The 19,764-nt window shown below is 66.5% G+C and carries 17 protein-coding genes and 1 pseudogene; 12 read left to right on the forward strand and 6 right to left on the reverse strand.

Going from position 1 to position 19,764, the window contains the following annotated elements:
• Positions 1–273 precede the first annotated feature (273 nt).
• Positions 274–748: pseudogene (locus WS54_RS01470) on the reverse strand (GNAT family N-acetyltransferase).
• A 234-nt stretch (positions 749–982) separates the two neighbouring features.
• Here WS54_RS01470 and WS54_RS01475 point away from each other — a divergent pair.
• The gene (locus WS54_RS01475; protein ID WP_059781544.1) at positions 983–2,647 is read left to right on the forward strand and encodes an ABC transporter ATP-binding protein; all 1,665 of its coding nucleotides are present in this window, start codon (positions 983–985) and stop codon (positions 2,645–2,647) included.
• 18 nt (positions 2,648–2,665) lie between these two features.
• On the opposite strand, the gene WS54_RS01480 is transcribed toward WS54_RS01475, so the two are convergent.
• The gene (locus WS54_RS01480) at positions 2,666–3,703 is read right to left on the reverse strand and encodes an aldo/keto reductase (protein WP_059781541.1); all 1,038 of its coding nucleotides are present in this window, start codon (positions 3,701–3,703) and stop codon (positions 2,666–2,668) included.
• Between the two features lie 127 nt (positions 3,704–3,830).
• Here WS54_RS01480 and WS54_RS01485 point away from each other — a divergent pair, with 127 nt between their 5' ends.
• From WS54_RS01485 to WS54_RS01495, 3 genes are all read left to right on the forward strand, one after another.
• Positions 3,831–4,712, forward strand: coding sequence for a LysR family transcriptional regulator (locus tag WS54_RS01485; RefSeq protein ID WP_059781540.1), 882 nt, complete (start codon positions 3,831–3,833; stop codon positions 4,710–4,712).
• A 179-nt stretch (positions 4,713–4,891) separates the two neighbouring features.
• On the forward strand, positions 4,892–5,191 hold the full coding sequence (locus tag WS54_RS01490; RefSeq protein WP_059781538.1) for an ArsR/SmtB family transcription factor: 300 nt from the start codon (positions 4,892–4,894) through the stop codon (positions 5,189–5,191).
• 20 nt (positions 5,192–5,211) lie between these two features.
• Positions 5,212–6,564 (forward strand): pyridoxal phosphate-dependent decarboxylase family protein, encoded by a 1,353-nt coding sequence (locus WS54_RS01495; protein ID WP_059781536.1) that lies wholly within the window; start codon positions 5,212–5,214, stop codon positions 6,562–6,564.
• A gap of 3 nt (positions 6,565–6,567) precedes the next feature.
• Here the strand turns inward: WS54_RS01495 and WS54_RS01500 are convergent, their stop codons facing one another.
• The gene (locus tag WS54_RS01500) at positions 6,568–7,485 is read right to left on the reverse strand and encodes a LysR family transcriptional regulator (RefSeq protein ID WP_059781534.1); all 918 of its coding nucleotides are present in this window, start codon (positions 7,483–7,485) and stop codon (positions 6,568–6,570) included.
• A 144-nt stretch (positions 7,486–7,629) separates the two neighbouring features.
• Between WS54_RS01500 and WS54_RS01505 the strand changes: the two genes are divergently transcribed.
• The 8 genes from WS54_RS01505 (at position 7,630) to WS54_RS01540 (ending at position 17,600) form a co-directional block, all read left to right on the forward strand.
• A complete protein-coding gene (locus WS54_RS01505; RefSeq protein ID WP_059781655.1) occupies positions 7,630–8,853 on the forward strand; it encodes a Zn-dependent hydrolase in 1,224 nt (407 codons plus the stop codon).
• Between the two features lie 121 nt (positions 8,854–8,974).
• On the forward strand, positions 8,975–9,442 hold the full coding sequence (locus WS54_RS01510) for a cupin domain-containing protein (protein WP_006488377.1): 468 nt from the start codon (positions 8,975–8,977) through the stop codon (positions 9,440–9,442).
• A gap of 254 nt (positions 9,443–9,696) precedes the next feature.
• Positions 9,697–10,077 (forward strand): hypothetical protein, encoded by a 381-nt coding sequence (locus tag WS54_RS01515; RefSeq protein WP_059781532.1) that lies wholly within the window; start codon positions 9,697–9,699, stop codon positions 10,075–10,077.
• Between the two features lie 330 nt (positions 10,078–10,407).
• Positions 10,408–12,879: a GH92 family glycosyl hydrolase gene (locus WS54_RS01520; protein WP_059781530.1), complete on the forward strand. Its 2,472-nt coding sequence runs from the start codon at positions 10,408–10,410 to the stop codon at positions 12,877–12,879.
• A 64-nt stretch (positions 12,880–12,943) separates the two neighbouring features.
• The gene (locus WS54_RS01525; RefSeq protein WP_059781528.1) at positions 12,944–15,595 is read left to right on the forward strand and encodes a GH92 family glycosyl hydrolase; all 2,652 of its coding nucleotides are present in this window, start codon (positions 12,944–12,946) and stop codon (positions 15,593–15,595) included.
• 361 nt (positions 15,596–15,956) lie between these two features.
• Positions 15,957–16,175 (forward strand): AbrB/MazE/SpoVT family DNA-binding domain-containing protein, encoded by a 219-nt coding sequence (locus tag WS54_RS01530; RefSeq protein WP_059781654.1) that lies wholly within the window; start codon positions 15,957–15,959, stop codon positions 16,173–16,175.
• Entirely contained in the window at positions 16,175–16,594 is a 420-nt protein-coding gene (locus WS54_RS01535; protein ID WP_059781526.1) for a PIN domain-containing protein, read from the forward strand. The genes WS54_RS01530 and WS54_RS01535 overlap by 1 nt, the downstream gene beginning before the upstream one ends.
• 184 nt (positions 16,595–16,778) lie before the next feature.
• Entirely contained in the window at positions 16,779–17,600 is an 822-nt protein-coding gene (locus tag WS54_RS01540; protein ID WP_059781523.1) for an SDR family NAD(P)-dependent oxidoreductase, read from the forward strand.
• A 76-nt stretch (positions 17,601–17,676) separates the two neighbouring features.
• Here WS54_RS01540 and surE read toward each other — a convergent pair whose 3' ends face one another.
• From surE to WS54_RS01555, 3 genes are all read right to left on the reverse strand, one after another.
• A complete protein-coding gene (gene surE, locus WS54_RS01545) occupies positions 17,677–18,456 on the reverse strand; it encodes a 5'/3'-nucleotidase SurE (protein ID WP_059781521.1) in 780 nt (259 codons plus the stop codon).
• A gap of 190 nt (positions 18,457–18,646) precedes the next feature.
• On the reverse strand, positions 18,647–18,955 hold the full coding sequence (locus WS54_RS01550) for an AzlD family protein (protein ID WP_006486305.1): 309 nt from the start codon (positions 18,953–18,955) through the stop codon (positions 18,647–18,649).
• Positions 18,948–19,682, reverse strand: coding sequence for an AzlC family ABC transporter permease (locus WS54_RS01555; protein WP_059781519.1), 735 nt, complete (start codon positions 19,680–19,682; stop codon positions 18,948–18,950). The genes WS54_RS01550 and WS54_RS01555 overlap by 8 nt, the downstream gene beginning before the upstream one ends.
• Positions 19,683–19,764 lie beyond the last annotated feature (82 nt).

The raw sequence follows: 19,764 nt of genomic DNA on the forward strand, positions 1-19,764 counted from the left end.
TTTCGTGGGACATGCGAGGAGCGTATAGCCGAAATTTGAGGCCGCAGAGCAGGGGAATGGCCGATCAACAGGATTAATCTGCCCCCATTATTGGCGACGAAAACTGAGACATCGAAATGGTGTCCCCGAGGATACAAAAATCCGGTGAAAGGACGAATTTGTATCCCGCGGGCTACCCGGGGTTGGGGGCCATGTCCCCCCGACGGTCGGGGTGCACGTGGCGGGTCGTCGATGCGTTGAATGAGAGTGAGTTGAATACCCGATCAACTGTACTCAGCGCGGAAGCATCTTTCTGTAAATCCTGCCGTTCGTGCCGCGCCGGTGTCGTCGGGCGCGCTGCGCTGTGTGATCCGTCGCGTGCGTCTGCCAGCCAGTGCACGTATTCGGCACGATGTCGGCGCGCGGCGTCGTACACCGCTTCGATCAGCGCGCGGCCGACACCTTTGCCGTGTTCGCTGTCGAGCGTGGACAGATCCTGCAGATAGCAGGACGGCCCGACGTGCGTCGTGCTGCGGTGGCGCAGGAATGCGCGAACCCGACCGGCCTGCCGTGACGCTCCGCGACCAGCGCGAACACCGGTTCGTAGCCGTCGAAGGAGCGCGACCACGTGAGCTGCGTGATGTGCGGCGGTAGCGTGGCGTCGAAGCGGCTATCGAAGAAGCGGTTGTGATCCCATTGCGGCAGCCATTGATCGTAGTCGTCTACTCCCAACCACGCGTACAGTCAGGCCGGTATCGGCAACGTTCATGTTCGTGAGCCTTTCGAGGAGGGAAGAGCGTTGCCGGCCAGACCGGTCGCGGGGCGCAACGACAAGAGGGCAGGGGCACGATGGGGGGCCGCGGTGCTCGCGTTTTCTGATGTCACAGCGCAACTGCATGCGGCTACCGTCGTGCAGCCCGAACGGTGCGGTGGGCTTTCTTTCAGTCTGCTAGACTTTTTGGCCGCCTGTCGCCATCCGGGCCGCGCCCCGGTCCATTGCGCCATGAACGAACACCACGCACCGAATCCGATCACCGAGGTGCTGCGCGCCTACTGGAAGGCCGATCGCTGGATGTTACTGACGGTTGCGGCCGTCGTCGTGCTGTCGAGTGCCACCGCCGTTGCCGCTCCGTATCTGTTCTCGCGCCTGATCGACGCGCTGTCGCATCGCGGCGCGCTGCACGCGCTCATGGCGGGCTTCGTGGTCTACGCGGTGCTGCTGGGCCTGTCCAGCGCGCTGCAACGCGTCGTGCAGTACCTCGCCTTCATGACGTCCGGGAATCTGGGATTCATCACCAGCACGCGCTTTTTCGAGCGCGTCCTGAAGAAAACCGCGGCGTTCTTCGTCGAACACAATCCCACCGAAATCCAGAGCGCGAATACGCGCGGCAGCCGCGCGCTGGCGGTGCTCGTGCAGCTTGCGCTGATGGATTTGATCCCCGGCACGCTCCAGATCGTCTTCACCCTCGTCACGCTGGGCGCAATGATCAACCTCGAAGTGGCGGCCATCACCGCTGCGTATGGCGCGATCGCGGTGACGATCGCGATCGTTTCCGCGCGGCGCTCGCGGGTGTACCTGGATCGCGCGATCGAGGCCGGGCAGGACAATGCGCGGTTCGTCGGCGGCGCGATCAACGCGATGGAGACGCTCCGGCATTTCGGCAGCCACCGCTGGATGAGCGAGCGTTTCGCGGAGAAGGCGCGCGCCGAGCGCGACAACTGGCGCGCCTACGTGATGCAGCACGTAGGTTTTCTTGCGCTGCTGGGGCTCGGCCTCGCAGTCCAGTTCTCGGTAACGTTCTGGCTGCTGTTGCCGCGTCATGCGGCCGGCGCGCTGTCGATCGGCGACATCGTGCTGTTCAACACGCTGCTGCTGCAACTGAACCTGCCGTTCGACATGCTCGCGCGCTCGATCGACGAGAGTGTGCGCTCCCGCGCCGCACTCGTGCCGTTCACCGCGCTCTGGACGGCGCCCGAGGAGCGGCAGGTGTCGCACGCGTCGGCGTTCGTGCCGCGCGAAGGGCGCATCGTGTTCGAGCGCGTCGGCTATGCATACGGCAACGGGCGCGGCGTGCGCGACGTCGATTTCGTGGCCGAGCGCGGCGGCATCACGTTCATTGTCGGCGAAACCGGCGCGGGGAAGTCCACTGTCTTCAGGCTGGCGTTGAAGTCGATCGAGCCGACCGCCGGGCGCATTCTCGTCGACGGTGTCGATCTCGCGACGATCGACCGTGCCGACTGGTACGGCGCGGTGGCCGTCGTGCCGCAGGACGTCGTGCTGCTGAACGAAAGCCTGGAGGACAACATCCTGCTCGGCCGGCCACGCGATGCGCAGCGCCTGCGCGACGCGGCCGCGAAGGCCACGATCCTGCCGTTCATCGAGGGCTTGCCGGACGGGCTTCACACGACGGTCGGCGAGCGCGGGCTGAAACTGTCCGGCGGCGAGCGTCAGCGCATCGCAATCGCCCGCGCGCTGTACGGCGATCCGACCGTGCTGTTTCTCGACGAGGCGAGTTCTGCGCTCGACGAAGCCACCGAGCGCGACATCATGGAGCACGTGCGGCTGCTGGCGCGCGACGTCACGGTGATCGCGATCACGCACCGGCGCTCGGTCATCGGACCGACCGACAAGGTCGTGCGGCTTGGCACGGCTCGCGTGCCGGCCTGATGCCCGTACCTCCACGACTTACCCGCGCATCGGCGGATTGAGCCGCGCGAACGCCGCTTGCCGGCGATACGGGAAGTACGGATACGGCGCTTCCACCGCGCTTGCCGCATCGAGTTTCGCGACCTGCGCATCGGTCAGCGCCCAGCCGACCGCGCCGAGGTTCTGCCGCAACTGTTCCTCGTTGCGCGCGCCGACGATCACCGACGACACGGTCGGCCGCTGCAGCAGCCAGTTCAATGCGATTTGCGGCACCGTCTTGCCGGTTTCCTCCGCGATCGCATCGAGCGCATCGACCACGTCGTACAGGCGCGCGTCGTCGACCGGCGGCCCGTAGCTGGCCGTTTCATGCAGCCGGCTGCCTTCGGGCAGCGGCGCATTGCGCCGGATCTTGCCGGTGAGCCGCCCCCAGCCGAGCGGGCTCCACACCAGCGCGCCGAGGCCCTGGTCCGCGCCGAGCGGCATCAGGTCCCATTCGTAGTCGCGGCCGACGAGCGAGTAGTACACCTGGTTCGCCACGTAGCGCGACCAGCCATGCCGGTCGGCCGCCGCGAGCGACTTCATGATCTGCCAGCCGGCGAAATTCGACACGCCGATGTAGCGCAGCTTGCCCGCGCGCACGAGATCGTCGAGCGTCGACATCACTTCCTCGACCGGCGTGCCGGCGTCGAATGCGTGCAGTTGCAGCAGGTCGATGTAGTCGGTGTCGAGCCGGCGCAGCGCGTCGTCGACGGCGCGCACCAGTCGTGCGCACGACGTGCCGGCGTCGTTCGGGCCGTCGCCGGTCGGCAGGCCCGTCTTGGTCGAGATCAGCACCTGGTCGCGGCGCCCCTTGAGCGCGGCGCCGAGCACGCGCTCGGACGCGCCGTCGGAATACACGTCGGCCGTGTCGAACAGGTTAACGCCGGCTTCGAGACAGATGTCGATCAGGCGGCGCGCTTCGTCGACGCCGGTATTGCCCCATGCACTGAACAGCGGGCCGGTGCCGCCGAAGGTGCCGGCGCCGAAGCTCAGGGCGGGGACCTGAAGGCCGGAGCGGCCGAGCGTACGGTATTCCATGTGCGTTTCCTTTCGTCGTATGGGCGCGGCGTGGCCGCGGATCGATCGTCAGGCGATCAATGTACCGTTTGCGCCATTCCCGGATAATCCAGGAGACGGCGAAAATATCCTTCGGAAGGGGCGAACAATGCTGCTCGACAACCTCGCGCTGTTCCTGCGCATCGTGGAGAAGGGCGGGCTGGCCGCGGCGGGTCGCGAGGTCGGTCTGTCGCCGGCCACGGTGTCGGAGCGGCTGACGGCGCTCGAGCGTCACTACGGCGCGGCGCTGCTTACGCGCACGACGCGCGCGATCAGCCTGACCGACGAGGGCCGCACGCTGGTGGACGGCGCGCGACGCCTGCTGGCCGAGGCCGACGAGCTCGAAAGCCGGGTGCGGCTGGGCGTGCAGACGCTGTCGGGGCCGGTACGGCTGAGCGCACCGGCCGATCTCGGGCGCGAGCGCGTCGTGCCCGTCGTCGACGCATTCCTGGCCGACCATCCGGGCGTGACGGTCGACCTGCATCTCGGCGACGGGTATGTCGACCTCGTCGGGCAGGGGCTCGATTTCGCGATCCGCCGCGGCACGCTGGCGGACAGTTCGTTGCGCAGCCGTTCGCTTGGCCGTGCGCGGCGCGTGGTATGCGCGTCGCCCGCGTATCTCGCCGCGCATGGCACGCCAGCGCATCCGGACGCGCTGGCTTCGCACGACTGCATCGTGATGCGCTTCGGCCAGGAGCTGTATGCCGAATGGCCGTTCAGCATCGATGGCGTGTTGAAGCGGGTGGTGGTGCGCGGTCGGCGCGTCGCCAACGACGGGGCGCTCGTGCGCGCGTGGTGCATCGCGGGGCACGGCGTCGCGCTGAAGTCGCTGGTCGACGTCGAGCGGGATCTGGCGTCGGGCGCACTCGTCGAGATCCTTCGCGACTTCTCGCCGGGTGAAGTCGATCTGCAGATCGTCTATCCGGGCAGCGTCGCGCAGCCGCGGCGCGTGCGGGCGTTGATCGACCGGCTGGCGCAGGCGCTGGCGTAGCAGCACGTTGCCCGCGCGCGGCCTGCGAGACGTTGCGACGGCGATTCAGCCGTGATCGCAGCGAATACCGAAGGTGCATACCGACGAACGACATCACGCCCGAAAATCGTTCTTCAAACCATTTGCCCACGTTTCGTCATTTAGCTAATATTCAAAACGTCAAACGAATCCGAATCCCCATGGACGACGTCACCCGCCTCAGCGCGCTGGCCAACGAAAGCCGTCTGGCCGTGATGCGCTGGCTCAGGCAACCGCGCAAGCATTTCCCGCCGCAACCGCATGGCGACGTCGACGAGCTCGGCGTGTGCTGCACGTACATCACCGAGAAGCTCGGCATCGCGCCGGCCACGACCACGCGCCACATGCGCATCCTTGCGGACGCCGGCCTCGTGCAGGCGACCCGCGTCGGCAAGTTCACGTACTACAAGCGGATCGACGGCGCGCTGCAGCAGCTCGGCCGCGATCTCTCGAAACTCTGACCCTGACCGAGGCAACCGACATGGACGAACTTGCATTGCTGGCCGACGCCGATCGGCGCGCACACGCGTATCTGGCCGCAACGAACGAGCGGCGCGCGTTTCCCGACGCGGCTGCGCTGGCCGGTCTCGCCGCGTTCGACGAACCGCTGCCCGACGCGGGCCGCCCGGCCGACGACGTGCTGCGCCTGCTGGACGAGCGCGGCACGCCCGCGACGGTCGCATCGAACGGCCCGAACTACTTCGGCTTCGTGATCGGCGCGACGCTGCCGGCCGCGGCGGCGGCCGAGCGGCTGATGCTCGCGTGGGACCAATGCGCGTCGTCGTATGCGAATTCGCCGGTGGCGGCGACGCTCGAGCGCCAGGCCGCGCGTTGGGTCGTCGATGCACTCGGGTTGCCAGAGGGCAGCGCGGTCGGCTTCGGCACGAGCGCGACGGCCTGTACGCTCGTCGCGCTGGTGGCCGCGCGGCGTGCGCTGCTCGCGCGCAAGGGCTGGGATATCGACGAGGACGGGCTGATCGGCGCGCCGGAAGTGAAAGTCGTGATCTCCGCGCTCGCGCACATCACGGTGAAGAAGGCGCTGCGCGTACTCGGCTTCGGGATGAAGCGCATCGTCGTCGCGCCGGTCGATACGCATGGCCGGATCGACCCGGCGCAGTTGCCGCCGCTCGACGACATGACCATTTTCTGCGTGCAGGCGGGCGAAGTGAACACCGGCGAATTCGATCCGTTCGCGGCGTTGATTCCGCCCGCGAAGACGGCCGGCGCGTGGGTGCACGTCGACGGCGCGTTCGGCCTGTGGGCGCGCGCGTCGTCGAAGCGCGCGCTGACGGACGGCATCGACGGCGCGGACAGCTGGACGACCGACGGTCACAAATGGCTCAACACGCCGTACGACGGCGCGATGGTGATCTGTCGCGACGCGGCCGCGCTCGCCACCGCGATGAACAGCGACGCCGTCTATCTGAGCGGCGCGCACGATGCGCAGAAGAACCTGAACCTGGAGTTCTCACGCCGTGCGCGCGGCATTCCCGTGTGGGCCGCACTGCGCTCGCTCGGCCGCGCCGGCGTCGCGACGATGGTCGAGCGGCATTGCGCGCAGGCGGCGCGGGTCGCCGACGGCCTGCGGGCGGCCGGCTACGACGTGCTGAACCGCGTCGTGCTGAACCAGGTGCTCGTGCGCGCCGGCACCGACGAGGAAACGGCGGCGATCCTCGAAGCCGCGCAGGCGTCGGGCGACGTGTGGTTCGGCGCGACCGTGTGGCAGGGGCGGCCGGCGTTCCGGATCAGCGTGTCGTCTTGGCGCACCGAGGACGCGCACATCGATCGTCTCGTCGCGTTGCTAACGAAGCTGCGCGGCGTGCACGTGGGTTGAGCGTCACGCGTCGTCCGCGGCCGACACGGTTGCAGACGCACCCTTCAGGCACTCGATGAAGTGCAGCGCGGCCGGCGTCAGCAACGCATGCCGCCGCATCACGATCGCGACCGTCAGCGCCGGCATCGGCTCGGCGAGATTCAACGCGACGATCCCGCGCGACTGGCGTTCGACCTCGGCGAGCGGCCGCGCGAACACGCCGAGCGCATCCGTCTGCGACACGAGCCCGAGCGTCGCGGCAAACGACGGGCAGTGCACCACGCGTTTCGGCGCGTCGAGGCCGAACGGCATGAAGATCGAGCGGATCAGGTCGTCGCCGCCTTCGCCGTAGCGCGGCACGCACCAGTGCGCATCGACGAGCTCGCGCAACGAGCGGGCCCGCGCGAGCCGATGCCGGCTTCGCGCGACGACCGCGAACGCCGTGCGGAACAATGGAATGCTCGCGAATTCGTCCGGGTCCGGCAGCGCGTTCGACAGTTGGTGCGTGACGATGAAGTCGAGCGAGCCGTCGCGCAGCCGCGCGAGGTCCGTCGCGGTCAGTGCATCGTCGACGTTCAGCGTCGCGCCGGGCAGGTCGCGCGTGAAGGCCGCGAACGCGGGCGGCAGGATCGTCAACGCGACGGTCGGGCTGACCGCGATCGATACCGAGCCGGTCGTGCCCAGCCGCAACTGCTCGATCTCGTCGCGCGTGCGCTGGATCTCCTCGACGATCAGCCGCGCGCGAATCGCGAATGCGCTGCCGTAATCGGTCAGCGCGATCCCCTTGACGCTGCGCACGACGAGCGGCACGCCCAGCTCGTGTTCGAGCTCGCGCACGATGCCGCTGACGGCCGGCTGCGTGACGCCGAGCGCACGCGCCGCACCGCGAATGGTGCGATGCTCGGCGACCGCGAGAAACGCATCGAGTTGCTTGAGCTTCATGGGCGATCGATCCAGTGAGAAAGAAGGCACGGGATTCCGGGCGGAACGCCGGGTGACAAGTAAAAATTATCGTCCACAACGAAATCTTGGATTTTTCTTATTGGATCGAGTGTATATGCTCAGTGCTTTTCAGGAGTGGCGACGATGATGCGCGTGAACCAGCAGAGACTGTGGGATTCGCTGATGGAGATGGCGACGATCGGCGCGACCGCGCACGGCGGCAGTTGCCGGCTCGCGCTGAGTGACGACGATGCGCAGGGCCGGCGCCGCTTCATCGCATGGTGCGAGGCCGCAGGCTGCGAGATCCGCATCGATCCGATCGGCAACGTGTTCGCGCGCCGGCCCGGCACGCAGCCCGGCTTGCCGGCCGTGATGTGCGGCAGCCATCTCGACACCCAGCCGCTCGGCGGCCGCTTCGACGGCGTCTATGGCGTGCTCGCGGGCCTCGAGGCGATCCGCACGCTGAACGAGCACGGCATCGCGACGCGGCACCCGATCGACGTCGTCGCGTGGACCAATGAGGAGGGCTCGCGCTTCACGCCGGGCATGATGGGCTCGGCCGTCTATGCGGGCGCGCTCGATCTCGACTACGCACTGGCGCGCCCGTGCATGCAGACGGGGGTGCTGCTGCGCGACGAACTCGAACGCACCGGTTTCGCCGGCCCCGCGCGCGAGCGACAGATGCCGAAAGCGTATTTCGAAGCGCATATCGAGCAGGGGCCGGTGCTGGAGCAGGCCGGCTTGCCGATCGGCGTCGTGACGGGGGTGCAAGGCATCTACGAGCTCGACGTCACGGTGGTCGGCTTCGAGTCGCATGCGGGCACGACGCCGATGAGCGTGCGCCGCGACGCGATGGGCGTGGCGGCCGCGATGATCGCCGCGATCGTCGAGCACGGTCATGCGTTCGATGCCGATGCGCGCGTGACCGTCGGCCATGTCGCGTGCCAGCCGAATTCACCGAGCACGATACCGGGCAAGGTGCGCTTCAGCGTCGACGTGCGCCACCCGTCGCGGCCGGCGTTGCAGCAACTCGTCGCCGATATCGAGGCAATCTGCATGGCGCGCACCGCGCTGCGTGGCACGAGCGTGCAGGCGCAGACGATCGCCGAATATGCGCCGGTGGTGTTCGATGTGGACTGCGTCGCGCGCGTGCGGCAGGCGACGGCCGCCGCCGGCTATCCATACCTGGAGATGTGCAGCGGCGCGGGGCACGACGCGGTGAACCTGTCATACGTCGCGCCGTCCGCGATGGTGTTCGTGCCGTGCAAGGCCGGGCTCAGCCACAACGAAGCGGAAGATGCCGATCCGGTGCACCTCGCGCAAGGCGCGTCGGTGCTGGCGAACCTGCTGGCCGATTGCGCACGTTAACTGCGTCGCCGGGTGCGGCTCGGCGCCCCCTTGCCAGCGTGAAAATGTCGGACAATGGCTGCTGCGCGCGCCGCGCCGGCGTCGCGCGTTCAACCGAAGCATTCACGCTTGCGAGATCCCCATGTCGACTCCCTTTCCCCGGGAACTGCTGAAGGCCGCCGATATCGCGAAGATGGAACCGACGCGCGCGGTGCATTCGCTCAATCCCAATGCCGTGCGTCTGAAGCGACCGCTCAGCGACCTGACCGGGCTGACGCAATTCGGCGTGCACCTGCTCACGCTGATGCCCGGCCACGAATCGGCCGAATATCACCGCCACCTGTACGAAGAGGAATTCGTGTACGTGCTGTCCGGCACCGGCGCGGTGACGATCGGCGAGCACGCCAGTGAAATCGGCCCCGGCGATTTCATCGGCTTTCCGCGCGGCGGCGACGCGCATACGGTGCAGAACACTGGCGATGCGCCGCTGGAACTGCTCGTCGGCGGCCAGCGGCTCGAGCACGACGTGTGCGAATACCCGCGCATCGGCAAGCGGCTTTATATCGCGGGCGAGCTCGAGGAGTATGTCGAGCTGCCGAAACAGCCGTGACGGCCGGTTGCACGTCATTTTCCGAGCAAGCTGTTCGTACAAAGTGCGCGCGGGAACTACCGCGGACAGATAGTGCGTGCACATCGAATACTCGGTGAATGTCCCGATCTCGGACGAGTGAGATGATACCCGTCGCCGGCGCATGCATCGCGAAGCCACGAAGGTCGTAAACGTGGCCGCGCGAGATGCGCGATTCGTGCGCACAATGCTCTTGATTCCAATGGAATGGTTGTCGTCGGCTGCTGCCTATATCGATGCGTCAGATACCTTTTCTTGCTTTTGCACTTTCGGCCCTTGTGCCCGGTCTGGTGTGGTCGTATTGGGCCGACGATCCCGGATCACTCAAATACTCCATCCCAATCGCCTACCTGGGCACGGCAGCGTTTGCCATTCCACAATATCTGCTGGTCACGAAATACTGGCGCGTTTCGATGATTTCATTGTGCCTGTGTGGCAGCATCACGGGGGTGTTGACTTGGATTGCCACTTATTTGATTTACACCGCGATCTGGGATGACGATGTTTTCAAGGACGGTTTGGCGGTCGTTCTCGGGTTCATGGCGTTCGTGGGCCTTGGGGCACTGGCGGGCTTCGAGTTCTGGCTCATGCATCGTTGGCAGCGATCCGAACGATGAATTTGCTCCTCGCGGGTGGGGGCGACGACGGATTCCATATAAAAATCGAATCAATCGCTTTTGTTTAGATAAACAAAATAAAAATTCGTAAAAACACGGGGTAGAGAAAACGCGTTTATTTGGGCACGCTGGTGCCCATTGTCCGTTTCTGGGTGCCGGTATTTCGATAGGTCGGTGCATCTTTTTGGGATACCAGAATGCGGAAATAAATACGCGCCCGGCATTTTCGACCGATTGCGCGGGTGCGCGACGAGTCACGAAAAGATTCCTGATCGAAAGCTCAGTAGTTCGAACAAACGGCTTGATTCAAGAACGAAACGGAGACAGGCGATGTCGAGGAACTGGGGGTTGGGAACGGCGCTGCTAGCGCTGTGTGTGGCCGTAGCTTCCTGCGGCGGCGATGGCGATTCGCCGTCGGCCGTGGCGGCGAACATGTCGACGTCCGCGCAGTCGCAGGGCAATGAGAACGGCAACGGCGGCAAGGACAACAGCAACGACAATGAAAGCGGCAACGGCAACGAAGCGGCAAGGAAAAACGCCGACATCCGCGTCGTCCAGTACGTCAACCCGCTGATCGGCACCGACTACGCGGCCGACCAGCCGGCCGACCCGGTCGGCTCGGGCCTCGGCGGCGGCACGTTCCCCGGGCCGACGGTGCCGTTCGGGATGATGCAGTGGAGCCCGATGACGCCCACCGCGCAATACGACGGGCGCAAGGGCGACGGCTCCGGTTTCTCCGGCGGTTACTGGTACGGCGACACGTCGATCAACGCGTTCAGCATCCTGCATCTGAGCGGCACCGGCTGCTGGGCGAACGGCGGCTACCTGAACGTGATGCCGCAGCTCGCGCCCGGCGACGCCGGCACGCCGGCCACATTCGATCACGCGAACGAAACCGCGCAGGCCGGCTATTACGGCGTCACGCTCGGCAACGGCATCAAGGCCGAGCTGACGACGACGTTGCGTACCGGCTTCGCGCGCTTCACGTACCCGGCGCTCGCGCAGGGCCAGCAGGCGACGATCGCGATCGATCCGACCGTGCTGAACAACCGCGCGCAAGGCACGACGAGCGACACGGTCAGCCAGGTCGGCGACCGCGCGCTGTCGGGCACGATCGCGGGCGGCGGATTCTGCTGGGCCGGGCATGCGGTGCCCGTCTACTACTACGCGGAATTTAGCCGGCCGTTCGCGGCGAAGCCGGCGCTGTCGAACAACCGCCCCGTCACGTTGACGTTCGACGTCGACAGCAAGCATCCGGACGTGATGATGAAGCTCGGCATCTCGTTCGTCAGCGAAGCGAACGCGAAGGCGAACTTGCGTGCGGAGAATCCGGAAACGGATGTGCGAGGCGAACGGAACTGGCGTTTCGACAAGGTGCGCCGCGCGGCGAGCGCCGCATGGAACGCCCGCCTGAACGCGATCCAGGTCGCGGGCGGAAGCGATGCCGACAAGACCAAGTTCTATACCGCGTTGTATCACGCGTCGCTGCATCCGAACGTGTTCAACGACGTGAACGGCCAGTATCCGGATTTCTACGCGTCGAACGGCGCATCGACCGCTCCGACGCGTCAGGTCGAAAACGGCCGCACGATGTACGCGAATTTCTCCGGCTGGGACATCGACCGTTCGTTCATCCAGTTGCAGGCGTTACTCGATCCGGTGCGCACCAGCGACATCGTGCAGTCGCTCGTGCTCGATGCGAAGGCCTGCGGCGCGTTCCCGCGCTGGGCGTACTTCAATACGGAGACGGCCGTGATGCCCGGCGATGCGGGCTCGATCATCGCGGCGAACGCGTATGCGTTCGGCGCGACGCACTTCGATACGCAGGCCGCGCTGTCGATCATGAAGGCCAGCACCGCGCCGGGCGCCGCGTGCGCCGGCACGCCGGTGATGGGCAGCCGTGCGGACTACGACCGGCTCGGCTACGTGCCCGCATCGGGCAGCGGCGACAACCAGACCGCGTCGAACACGCTCGAATACGCACTGCGCGATTTCGCGGTGTCGCGCTTCGCGACGGCGCTTGGCGACACGGCGACGGCCGGCGCGCTGCTGAAGTCGAGCGGCAACTGGCAACACCTGTTCGATCGCGGCGCGATCCAGCCGAAGACGTCGGCCGGCGCGTGGGTCACCGACGGGTCGGGCTTCATGGAAGGCAATTCCGAGCAATACACGTGGTACGTGCCGCACGATCTCGCCGGCGTGATCGCGCAGGCGGGCGGCGCCGCGCCGGTCGTCAAGCGGCTCGACACGTTCTTCACGCATCTGAACATCGGCACCGAGCAGCCGTATTTCTACGTCGGCAACGAAGTGACGATGGCCGTGCCGTGGGTCTACGCGTGGGCCGGCGCGCCGTCGCATACACAGCGCGTGCTGCACGCGTCGCTCGCCAACGCGTTTGGCCCCGGCGCGGCGGGGCTGCCCGGCAACGACGATCTCGGCGCACTGTCCGGCTGGTACGTGTGGGCCGCGCTCGGTCTCTACCCGGTCGTGCCGGGCGTGAGCGGCGTCGCGCTGTCGAGCCCGCAGTTCGAGACGATCACGGTGCGCGTCGGGCAGCAGGACGGCAGCTACCGCCTGCTGCACATCGTCGCGCCGGGCGCGGGTTCCGGCGACCGCGCGTCGTTCTACGTGAAGTCGCTGAAGCTGAACGGCACGTCGTGGCCCGCCGCGTGGCTACCGCTCGAGCACATCGCGAAGGGCGGGAAGCTGACGTATGCGATGACGGCGGATGCGAGCGCCGCGACGTGGGGCGCCGATGCATCCGCGATGCCGTCATTCCCGCGGCCGGCGGGCGCGCAGTAGGGCGGGAGGATCGAAGAGCGGTTCTTGCCGACAGGATCGACGCAAGAGATGGAGGGACGAACGGATGAAGCTACGTCACGTGGTGGGTATCGGATGCCTTGCCGTGTTGTCGGGGTGCGGCGGCGATCAGGGGGCAACGGATGCGAGCGTGCTCGCGCAGATGTCGAACGCACCGGGCAACCAGAACGACCAGGGCGATCAGAACGATCAGAACGATCAGGGGGAAAACGGCGGTGCGCACAAGCGATCGCTGCTGCGCAGCGTCGATCCGATGATCGGCACGGCCAACCTCGACATCAACGCGGACTGGAGCAGCGGCGTGCGCGGCCATGGCCACGTGTATCCGGGCGCGACCGTGCCGTTCGGCATGGTGCAGCTCGGGCCGGACACGACCGGCGGCGCGCATACGCTGCCGTGGAACTGGGATCGCACGTCGGGCTATCAGTACGACGATCCGTTCATCACCGGCTTCACGCATACGCACCTGTCGGGCACCGGCATCGGCTCGGGCGGTGAAGTGCGGTTCCTGCCGACGCTCGCGCCGGTCGACACCGCGACGCTGGCCAAGGTCGCCGCCGATGCATCGATCACCTACGACGCGTCGTTCAGCCACGACGACGAAACCGCGAGCCCCGGCTATTACCGCGTGAAGCTGGCGCCGGTCGGCAGCGGCAACACGCCGTGGAACGTGCAGGGCGCGAAGATTCTCGCGGAGATGACGGCGACCACGCATGCAGGCGTGCATCGCTACACGTATTTCCCGAGCGCGGCGACGCAGAAGCGCAGCATGATCGTGAGCATCGACAACCCGATCGGCGGCTCGACCGCGAGCGGCAAGATCCAGGTCGTCGACGCGCGGACGATTGCCGGCTGGCAGTTCACGAACAACTGGGCGAACAACAAGCCGACGTATTTCGTCGCGCGGTTCTCGAAGCCGTTCGATGCGCAGCACGTCGCGTTCAGCGCGGACGGCTTCAAGGCGTACCCGACGTTCGCCGACGGCAGCGACGGCGGCGCGGTCACGGTGAAGGTCGGCATCTCGCCGTCGAGCATCGCGGATGCGCAGGCCAATCTCGAGTCGGAAGTCGGCGCGAAGTCGTTCGACCAGGCGCGCGGTGCGGCGGAGCGCATGTGGAGCGCCGCGCTCGACCGGGTCCGGATCAAGGGCGGCAGCGCCGACCAGCGGACGATGTTCTACACGTCGCTGTACCGCACGATGCTCGCGCCGACGGTCTACAACAACGCGGACGGCAGCTACGTCGGCATGGATTCGTCAAACGATGGCACGACGTCGCCGCCGACCACCAGCAAGCATGCGAACCCAGGCTTCGACTATTCGTCGACGTTCTCGCTGTGGGACACGTTCCGCGCCGAGGCGCCGCTGATGACGCTGGTGCAGCCCGAGCGCGTCGACGGCTGGGTCAAGTCGCTGCTGACGCAGTTCGCGCAGAACGGCAAGGGCGAGCTACCGGTGTGGCCGCTCGCGCAAACGGAAACCTTCACGATGGCCGGCCACCCGTCGATTCCGATGATCGCCGACGCGTACCTGAAGCGCCTGACGAGCGCGAGCATCGACGACATCTGGACCGCGTTGACGACCACGCAGCGCGCGAGCGCGCACGGCTTCGACCAGTATCGTCAGCGCGGCTACGTCTATGCGGGCGACAACGCATCGGTGTCGACCACGCAGGACTATGCGTTCGACGACTGGGCGACGGCCGCGGTCGGCAAGGCGGCCGGCAAAGGCGCGGCCGACTACCAGCCTTATCTGACGCGCAGTCAGAACTACCGGAACGTGTTCAACCCGGCGCCGAACAACGGCTGGAAGTTCTCGCAGCCGAAGGATGCGCAGGGCAACTGGGTCGCGGGCTTCGATCCGACGGCCGCCGAGAAGACCGACTTCTCCGAATCGAATTCGTGGGTCGACACGTGGAACATCTTCCACGACTTCCCGGGGTTGATCACGCTGCTCGGCGGCAAAAGCCAGTTCATCGCGCAGCTCGACCGCACGTTCGATCCGGCCAATCCGCTGACCTTCCAGTACAACCAGGGCTTCCCGGACCTGACCGGCCGCAGCGGCCAGTTCTTCGCGGGCAACGAACCGGCGAACCACCTGCCGTACCTGTACGACGTCGCCGGCATGCCGTCGAAGACGCAGGACCGCGTGCGCACGGTGATGGACGACATGTACTCGCTGACGCTCACGGCCGGCGATCGTGCGTTGCTGAGCGGCGACAGCCTGAAGGCCGCGCTGAACGATCCGCAGCGCGTGCGCGATGCGGCGATTCCTGGCAACGACGACTGCGGCCAGTTGTCCGCATGGTACGTGCTGTCCGCGCTCGGCATCTATTCGCTGAATCCGGTGGGCGGCGTGTTCTATTTCGGCACGCCGCTGTTCGAGGAGGCATCGATCGACATCCCGGTGGCCTTACGCAACGGCGCTGGCGGCGCGTTGAAGTTCGGCGGTGCGCGACGCTTCACGATCACCGCGCATACGGCGTCCGGCGCCGCACCGTCGTCGGTCAATCGCTACGTGCAGTCGGTCAGCCTGAACGGCACGCCGCTGCATCGGCCATACATCACCTATGACGAGATGAAGGCGGGCGGCAGGCTCGATTTCGTGATGGGCTCGACGCCGAACGATGCGTGGGTCGGCCAGTGGAACAGCCAGGATCCGAACAGTGCGCTCGCGCCGGCGCTGGCGTTGATCAACTAGTTGGCAGGGACGCCGTAACAAGGTCGCCTTGATTTCGGCGCACATTTGCCGGATTCCGGCAGTACGCCGAGCCCGGCGAGAAGACGGGCCGCAGAACAACGCGGCCGCTACCTGTACGGGGAACGGTGACGGCAACTGGCCGCAGGCCAAGTGTCGACACCGTCGCGCCGCCCGCGCTCAACTAATGCGGCTTTGCTATTTGGGGGCGTATCAGGTTGACTGACTCGCCGTCACTCGGGTTCCGAGTGGGGCGGTCAGTAGCGGCTTCACGCTTTGACCGGTTTGCCTGTCGCTCGCCACTACCGCGTATTGCGAAGGGGGGTAAGATGCCTTACAATTAATTGAAAAGTAAGGAGATATGATGTTCGAAGCCACACTTACCAGCAAGGGGCAACTTACATTGCCGGCCGGCATCCGGCATGCGCTTGGCCTTGCCGCAGGCGTGCGGATTGTCTTCACACCACTGGATGACGGTACGGTCATTTTGCGCGCCAAAACCCGCAGCCTGCTTGATTTGCAGGGTGCCCTACCGTCGATCACAAGTGTGCCAATCGATGCCATGAGGATAGGCGACGCTTGATGCCCAGTCTTGATACAAATATTCTGGTGCGTTGGTTGACCAATGACGACGTTGACCAAGTCGCGCATGTCCGTGAGCTGTTTGCCGCTTCGGCTGGACAAGCGGACGCATTCTACATACCGGTAACTGTGATGCTCGAACTCGAATGGGTTCTGCGATCGCGCTATAAATTCGACCGCCAGCAGATCCTGACTGCGCTCACGGCCCTGCTCGAGACGCGGGAACTGAGTTTTGAAGCGGAGGGGGCGCTTGAACGTGCGCTGCACATGTATCGCGAGCACGGCGGGGACTTCGCAGACTGCCTGCACGTCGGCCAGGCTAGTGCAGCTAGTCGGGCACCTCTACTCACATTCGACGAGCGTGCTGCACGGTTGCCTGGCGCCGAAATTCTTGGTGCGGGGCGAGCGCAGTTGCTATGAGTCCTGCAGGATTGCGGTGATGTCGGCCGTACGTCGCTTAAGAGTCGCAATAGGCGGAACGGGTTCTACTAGAACGCCCTTTTAGGTCCTTCGTGGATGTGATCTTGTTGTTGTCGCCATCACGTTCGTGTCCAGTTGCGTCGTCGCCTATGATGCGGGAACGCCACTAACTGGGTTCCACGCCATGGACGCGCCGCTGCCGCCGATGTCTGCCCCGATTGCCGAAACGACACCTGAGACCGAAGCCGCCGGCGAGCCGCGCGCGGCGCGCGTGCACCGGCCGGTCGCGCTTGTCACTGGCTCGACGTCGGGGATTGGCGCGGCCGTCGCGCGTCGCCTGGCAGCCGACGGCTACGCGGTGATCCTGCATTCGCGCTGCTCGGTCGATACCGGGCGTGCAATGGCACGCGAACTCGGTAGCGCTTATGTGCAGGCCGATCTCGCCGACGATGGCGAGCGCGCGCGGTTGATTCGCGATGCGCTCGCGGTGTACGGGCGCCTCGACGTGCTCGTCAACAACGCGGGCGTCAGCCGCGTGATTCCGCATGACGACCTCGCGGCGGCCACCCCCGACGTGTGGCGCGAGATGCACGAAATCAACGTGATCGCGCCGTTCCGGCTGGTGGCCGAAGCGGAGGCCGCGCTGCGCGAGTCGGCGTCGCACGGGCGGGCCGGGTGTGTCGTGAACGTCAGCTCGCATGCGGGCGTGCGCCCGAAGGGCGCGTCGATTCCGTATGCGGCCGCGAAGGCCGCGCTCAATCACACGACACGGCTGCTCGCCCGCACGCTCGCGCCGGCGATTCGCGTCAACGCGGTCGCGCCGGGGCTCGTCGATACGCCGCTGACCGCCGACTGGACGGACGCGCAGCAGCTCTGGCGCGAGCGCGCGCCGATGCGGCGCGCGGCGACGCCGGACGATATCGCGCAGACGGTCGCGATGCTCGTCGCCTCCGATTACGTGACGGGCGAGATCGTGATGCTCGACGGCGGGCTGAACCTGACTTGACGGGATGACGCGGTGAACCGGCGGCGGCGCGCGCATCGTATGCGCAACCGCCGGGTTCGTTCGAACGCGCGATCGATCAGCCGAGGTTCGACCGCAGCCGCGCGAGCGCCTGATCGTGCGTGCGCTCGAACTTCAGCGGCGTGACCGCGATATACCCTTCGCCCAGCGCGACCGTTTCCGAATCTGCATCGTCGTCGCGCGGTGCGCGCGCGAGCTTCAGCCAGTGATAGTCGATCTCGCGCGGGTCGCGTCCCGACACGATCTCGACGCCCTGCAGCGTGCCGGCGCCCTGGTTCGTCACCTTCATGCCGCGTACGTCGTCGGCCGGCCGCGGCGGGAAATTCACGTTGAGGCACGCGTCGCTGTCCCAGCCGGCGGCGACGAGCCGGCGGATGACGTCCGGCGCATGCGCGAGTGCGGTGTCCCACGGCACCGCATTGCGATCGGTGAAGGCTTGGCTCAGCGCGATGGCCGGCACGCCGACCAGCATGCTCGTCATCGCCGCGCCGACCGTGCCGGAAAACACCGTTTCGGTGCCGAGGTTCGCGCCGCGATTCACGCCGGACAGCACGACGTCGGGCCGCGCCCCCTTCATCAGGTGGCTGACCGCGATCGCGACGCAATCGCCGGGCGTGCCGCGCACCGCGAAGCGGTGCTCGCCCTTGCGATGCACGCGCAGCGGTTCGTGCAGGCTCAGCGAGTGCGACGTGCCGCTCTGGTCTTCGGCTGGAGCTACGATCCACACTTCGCGCGCGAGTTGCGTGGCGACCTGTTCGAGTATTTCAAGGCCGGGAGCGTCGAATCCGTCGTCGTTGGTGAGCAGGACACGGTCGAACAGCGGGCGGGTTTCTGGCATCGGGACGATCCTCGCGAAGGACGATGAGAGGGGAGTGCGGCGTGGCGCAAGCCACAAGGCTAGCACTCCGGCGTGAGGGTCGTCGTGTCGCGCCCGTGGCGTCGGTCGGCGCGGACGTGAAAACGGGCGCATCGTGCGCCCGTTCGTCGTGTCGTGGAACGTGCGTGCCGGTGTGGCGGGCCGGAACCGTTCAGCCGAGCAGGTAGCGCAGCAGGCCGGCCGACACGACGCCGACGATGACGGTCGGCAGGATCGACAGGCGCGTCGCCGCAAGCAGCGTGAGTGCAAGCGCGAGCAGGTCGGCCGGGCGCGTCGACACGAAAGCCGGCGCGATCACCGAGATCAGCACGCAGCCGGGCACATTCTCCATGACCGACGCCATGCGCGGGCTTAGCGTGCGGTTGCGCAGTAGCACGTAGCCGAGAATGCGCGACAGGTAGGTGGTCGACGCCATCAGCACGATCGTCGCGACCGTGCCGAAGTCCGGAAGCTCAGGCATCGCGCGGCTCCCACACCAGTGCGGCGATCAGCCCCGCGCAGGCGCCGGCCGCGACATACCACGCACCGGGCAGCGCGAGATGGGTGGCCGCCGCGACGACGAGGCTCACGAACCACGGGCGGCTCGCGCGCACGCCTTTCCACATGCCGCGCAGCAGCACCAGAAACACGGCCGTGAACGCCATGTCGAAGCCGTACTGTTCGACGTTGCCGATCGTCGGGCCGACCGCCGCGCCGAGCGTCGTCATCGAGATCCACGTCAGGTAGAGCCCCATGCAGATGCCCGCGTAATAGGGCACGCTGATGTGCGTGGCCGAGCGCTCGCGCGCGTCGGCGAGCGACATCGCCCAGCTCTCGTCGCACATGAAGAACAGCGCGACGAACGCGCGGCGGCGCGGCAGGCGCCGGATATACGGCTCGAACGCGGCGCCCATCAGGATGTGGCGCGAATTCACGAGAAACGACATCGCGACGATCAGCGCGATGTGCGGCGGCGACGTCCACAGATGGATCGCCGCGAATTCGGAGCCGCCGCCGAAGTTCAGGCCCGTCATCATTGGCACCTCGAACAGGCTCAGTCCTTTCTGCGCGGCCTGCGCGCCCAGCACCAGCGCGAACGGCACGAAACCCAGCATGACAGGCAGCGCCGCGCGCAAACCGCGACCCATCTCGGCGACATAGGCGGGCTTGTCGCGAAGCCCGGACGACGTTGAAACGCTACTGCTCATCACTCCTCCTTCGGGGGAGGAATTGTCTGCTTTTTTGACTCGACTCGGGTTGCGTTGTCGCCAGATTTTTCTCAAAATTTGG

The sequence above is a fragment of the Burkholderia sp. NRF60-BP8 genome, assembly GCF_001522585.2.
Taxonomy (GTDB): domain Bacteria; phylum Pseudomonadota; class Gammaproteobacteria; order Burkholderiales; family Burkholderiaceae; genus Burkholderia.

Excerpts from the sequence above, each read along its gene's own strand:
- WS54_RS01550 (WP_006486305.1), bottom strand. The coding sequence starts at position 18,955 with ATGCCTGAGCTTCCGGACTTCGGCACGGTCGCGACGATCGTGCTGATG.
- WS54_RS01525 (WP_059781528.1), top strand. The coding sequence starts at position 12,944 with ATGAAGCTACGTCACGTGGTGGGTATCGGATGCCTTGCCGTGTTGTCG.
- WS54_RS01480 (WP_059781541.1), bottom strand. The coding sequence starts at position 3,703 with ATGGAATACCGTACGCTCGGCCGCTCCGGCCTTCAGGTCCCCGCCCTG.
- WS54_RS01535 (WP_059781526.1), top strand. The coding sequence starts at position 16,175 with ATGCCCAGTCTTGATACAAATATTCTGGTGCGTTGGTTGACCAATGAC.
- WS54_RS01540 (WP_059781523.1), top strand. The coding sequence starts at position 16,779 with ATGGACGCGCCGCTGCCGCCGATGTCTGCCCCGATTGCCGAAACGACA.
- WS54_RS01505 (WP_059781655.1), top strand. The coding sequence starts at position 7,630 with ATGATGCGCGTGAACCAGCAGAGACTGTGGGATTCGCTGATGGAGATG.
- WS54_RS01555 (WP_059781519.1), bottom strand. The coding sequence starts at position 19,682 with ATGAGCAGTAGCGTTTCAACGTCGTCCGGGCTTCGCGACAAGCCCGCC.
- WS54_RS01485 (WP_059781540.1), top strand. The coding sequence starts at position 3,831 with ATGCTGCTCGACAACCTCGCGCTGTTCCTGCGCATCGTGGAGAAGGGC.
- WS54_RS01515 (WP_059781532.1), top strand. The coding sequence starts at position 9,697 with ATGCGTCAGATACCTTTTCTTGCTTTTGCACTTTCGGCCCTTGTGCCC.
- WS54_RS01530 (WP_059781654.1), top strand. The coding sequence starts at position 15,957 with ATGTTCGAAGCCACACTTACCAGCAAGGGGCAACTTACATTGCCGGCC.
- WS54_RS01475 (WP_059781544.1), top strand. The coding sequence starts at position 983 with ATGAACGAACACCACGCACCGAATCCGATCACCGAGGTGCTGCGCGCC.
- WS54_RS01490 (WP_059781538.1), top strand. The coding sequence starts at position 4,892 with ATGGACGACGTCACCCGCCTCAGCGCGCTGGCCAACGAAAGCCGTCTG.
- WS54_RS01510 (WP_006488377.1), top strand. The coding sequence starts at position 8,975 with ATGTCGACTCCCTTTCCCCGGGAACTGCTGAAGGCCGCCGATATCGCG.
- surE (WP_059781521.1), bottom strand. The coding sequence starts at position 18,456 with ATGCCAGAAACCCGCCCGCTGTTCGACCGTGTCCTGCTCACCAACGAC.
- WS54_RS01495 (WP_059781536.1), top strand. The coding sequence starts at position 5,212 with ATGGACGAACTTGCATTGCTGGCCGACGCCGATCGGCGCGCACACGCG.
- WS54_RS01520 (WP_059781530.1), top strand. The coding sequence starts at position 10,408 with ATGTCGAGGAACTGGGGGTTGGGAACGGCGCTGCTAGCGCTGTGTGTG.
- WS54_RS01500 (WP_059781534.1), bottom strand. The coding sequence starts at position 7,485 with ATGAAGCTCAAGCAACTCGATGCGTTTCTCGCGGTCGCCGAGCATCGC.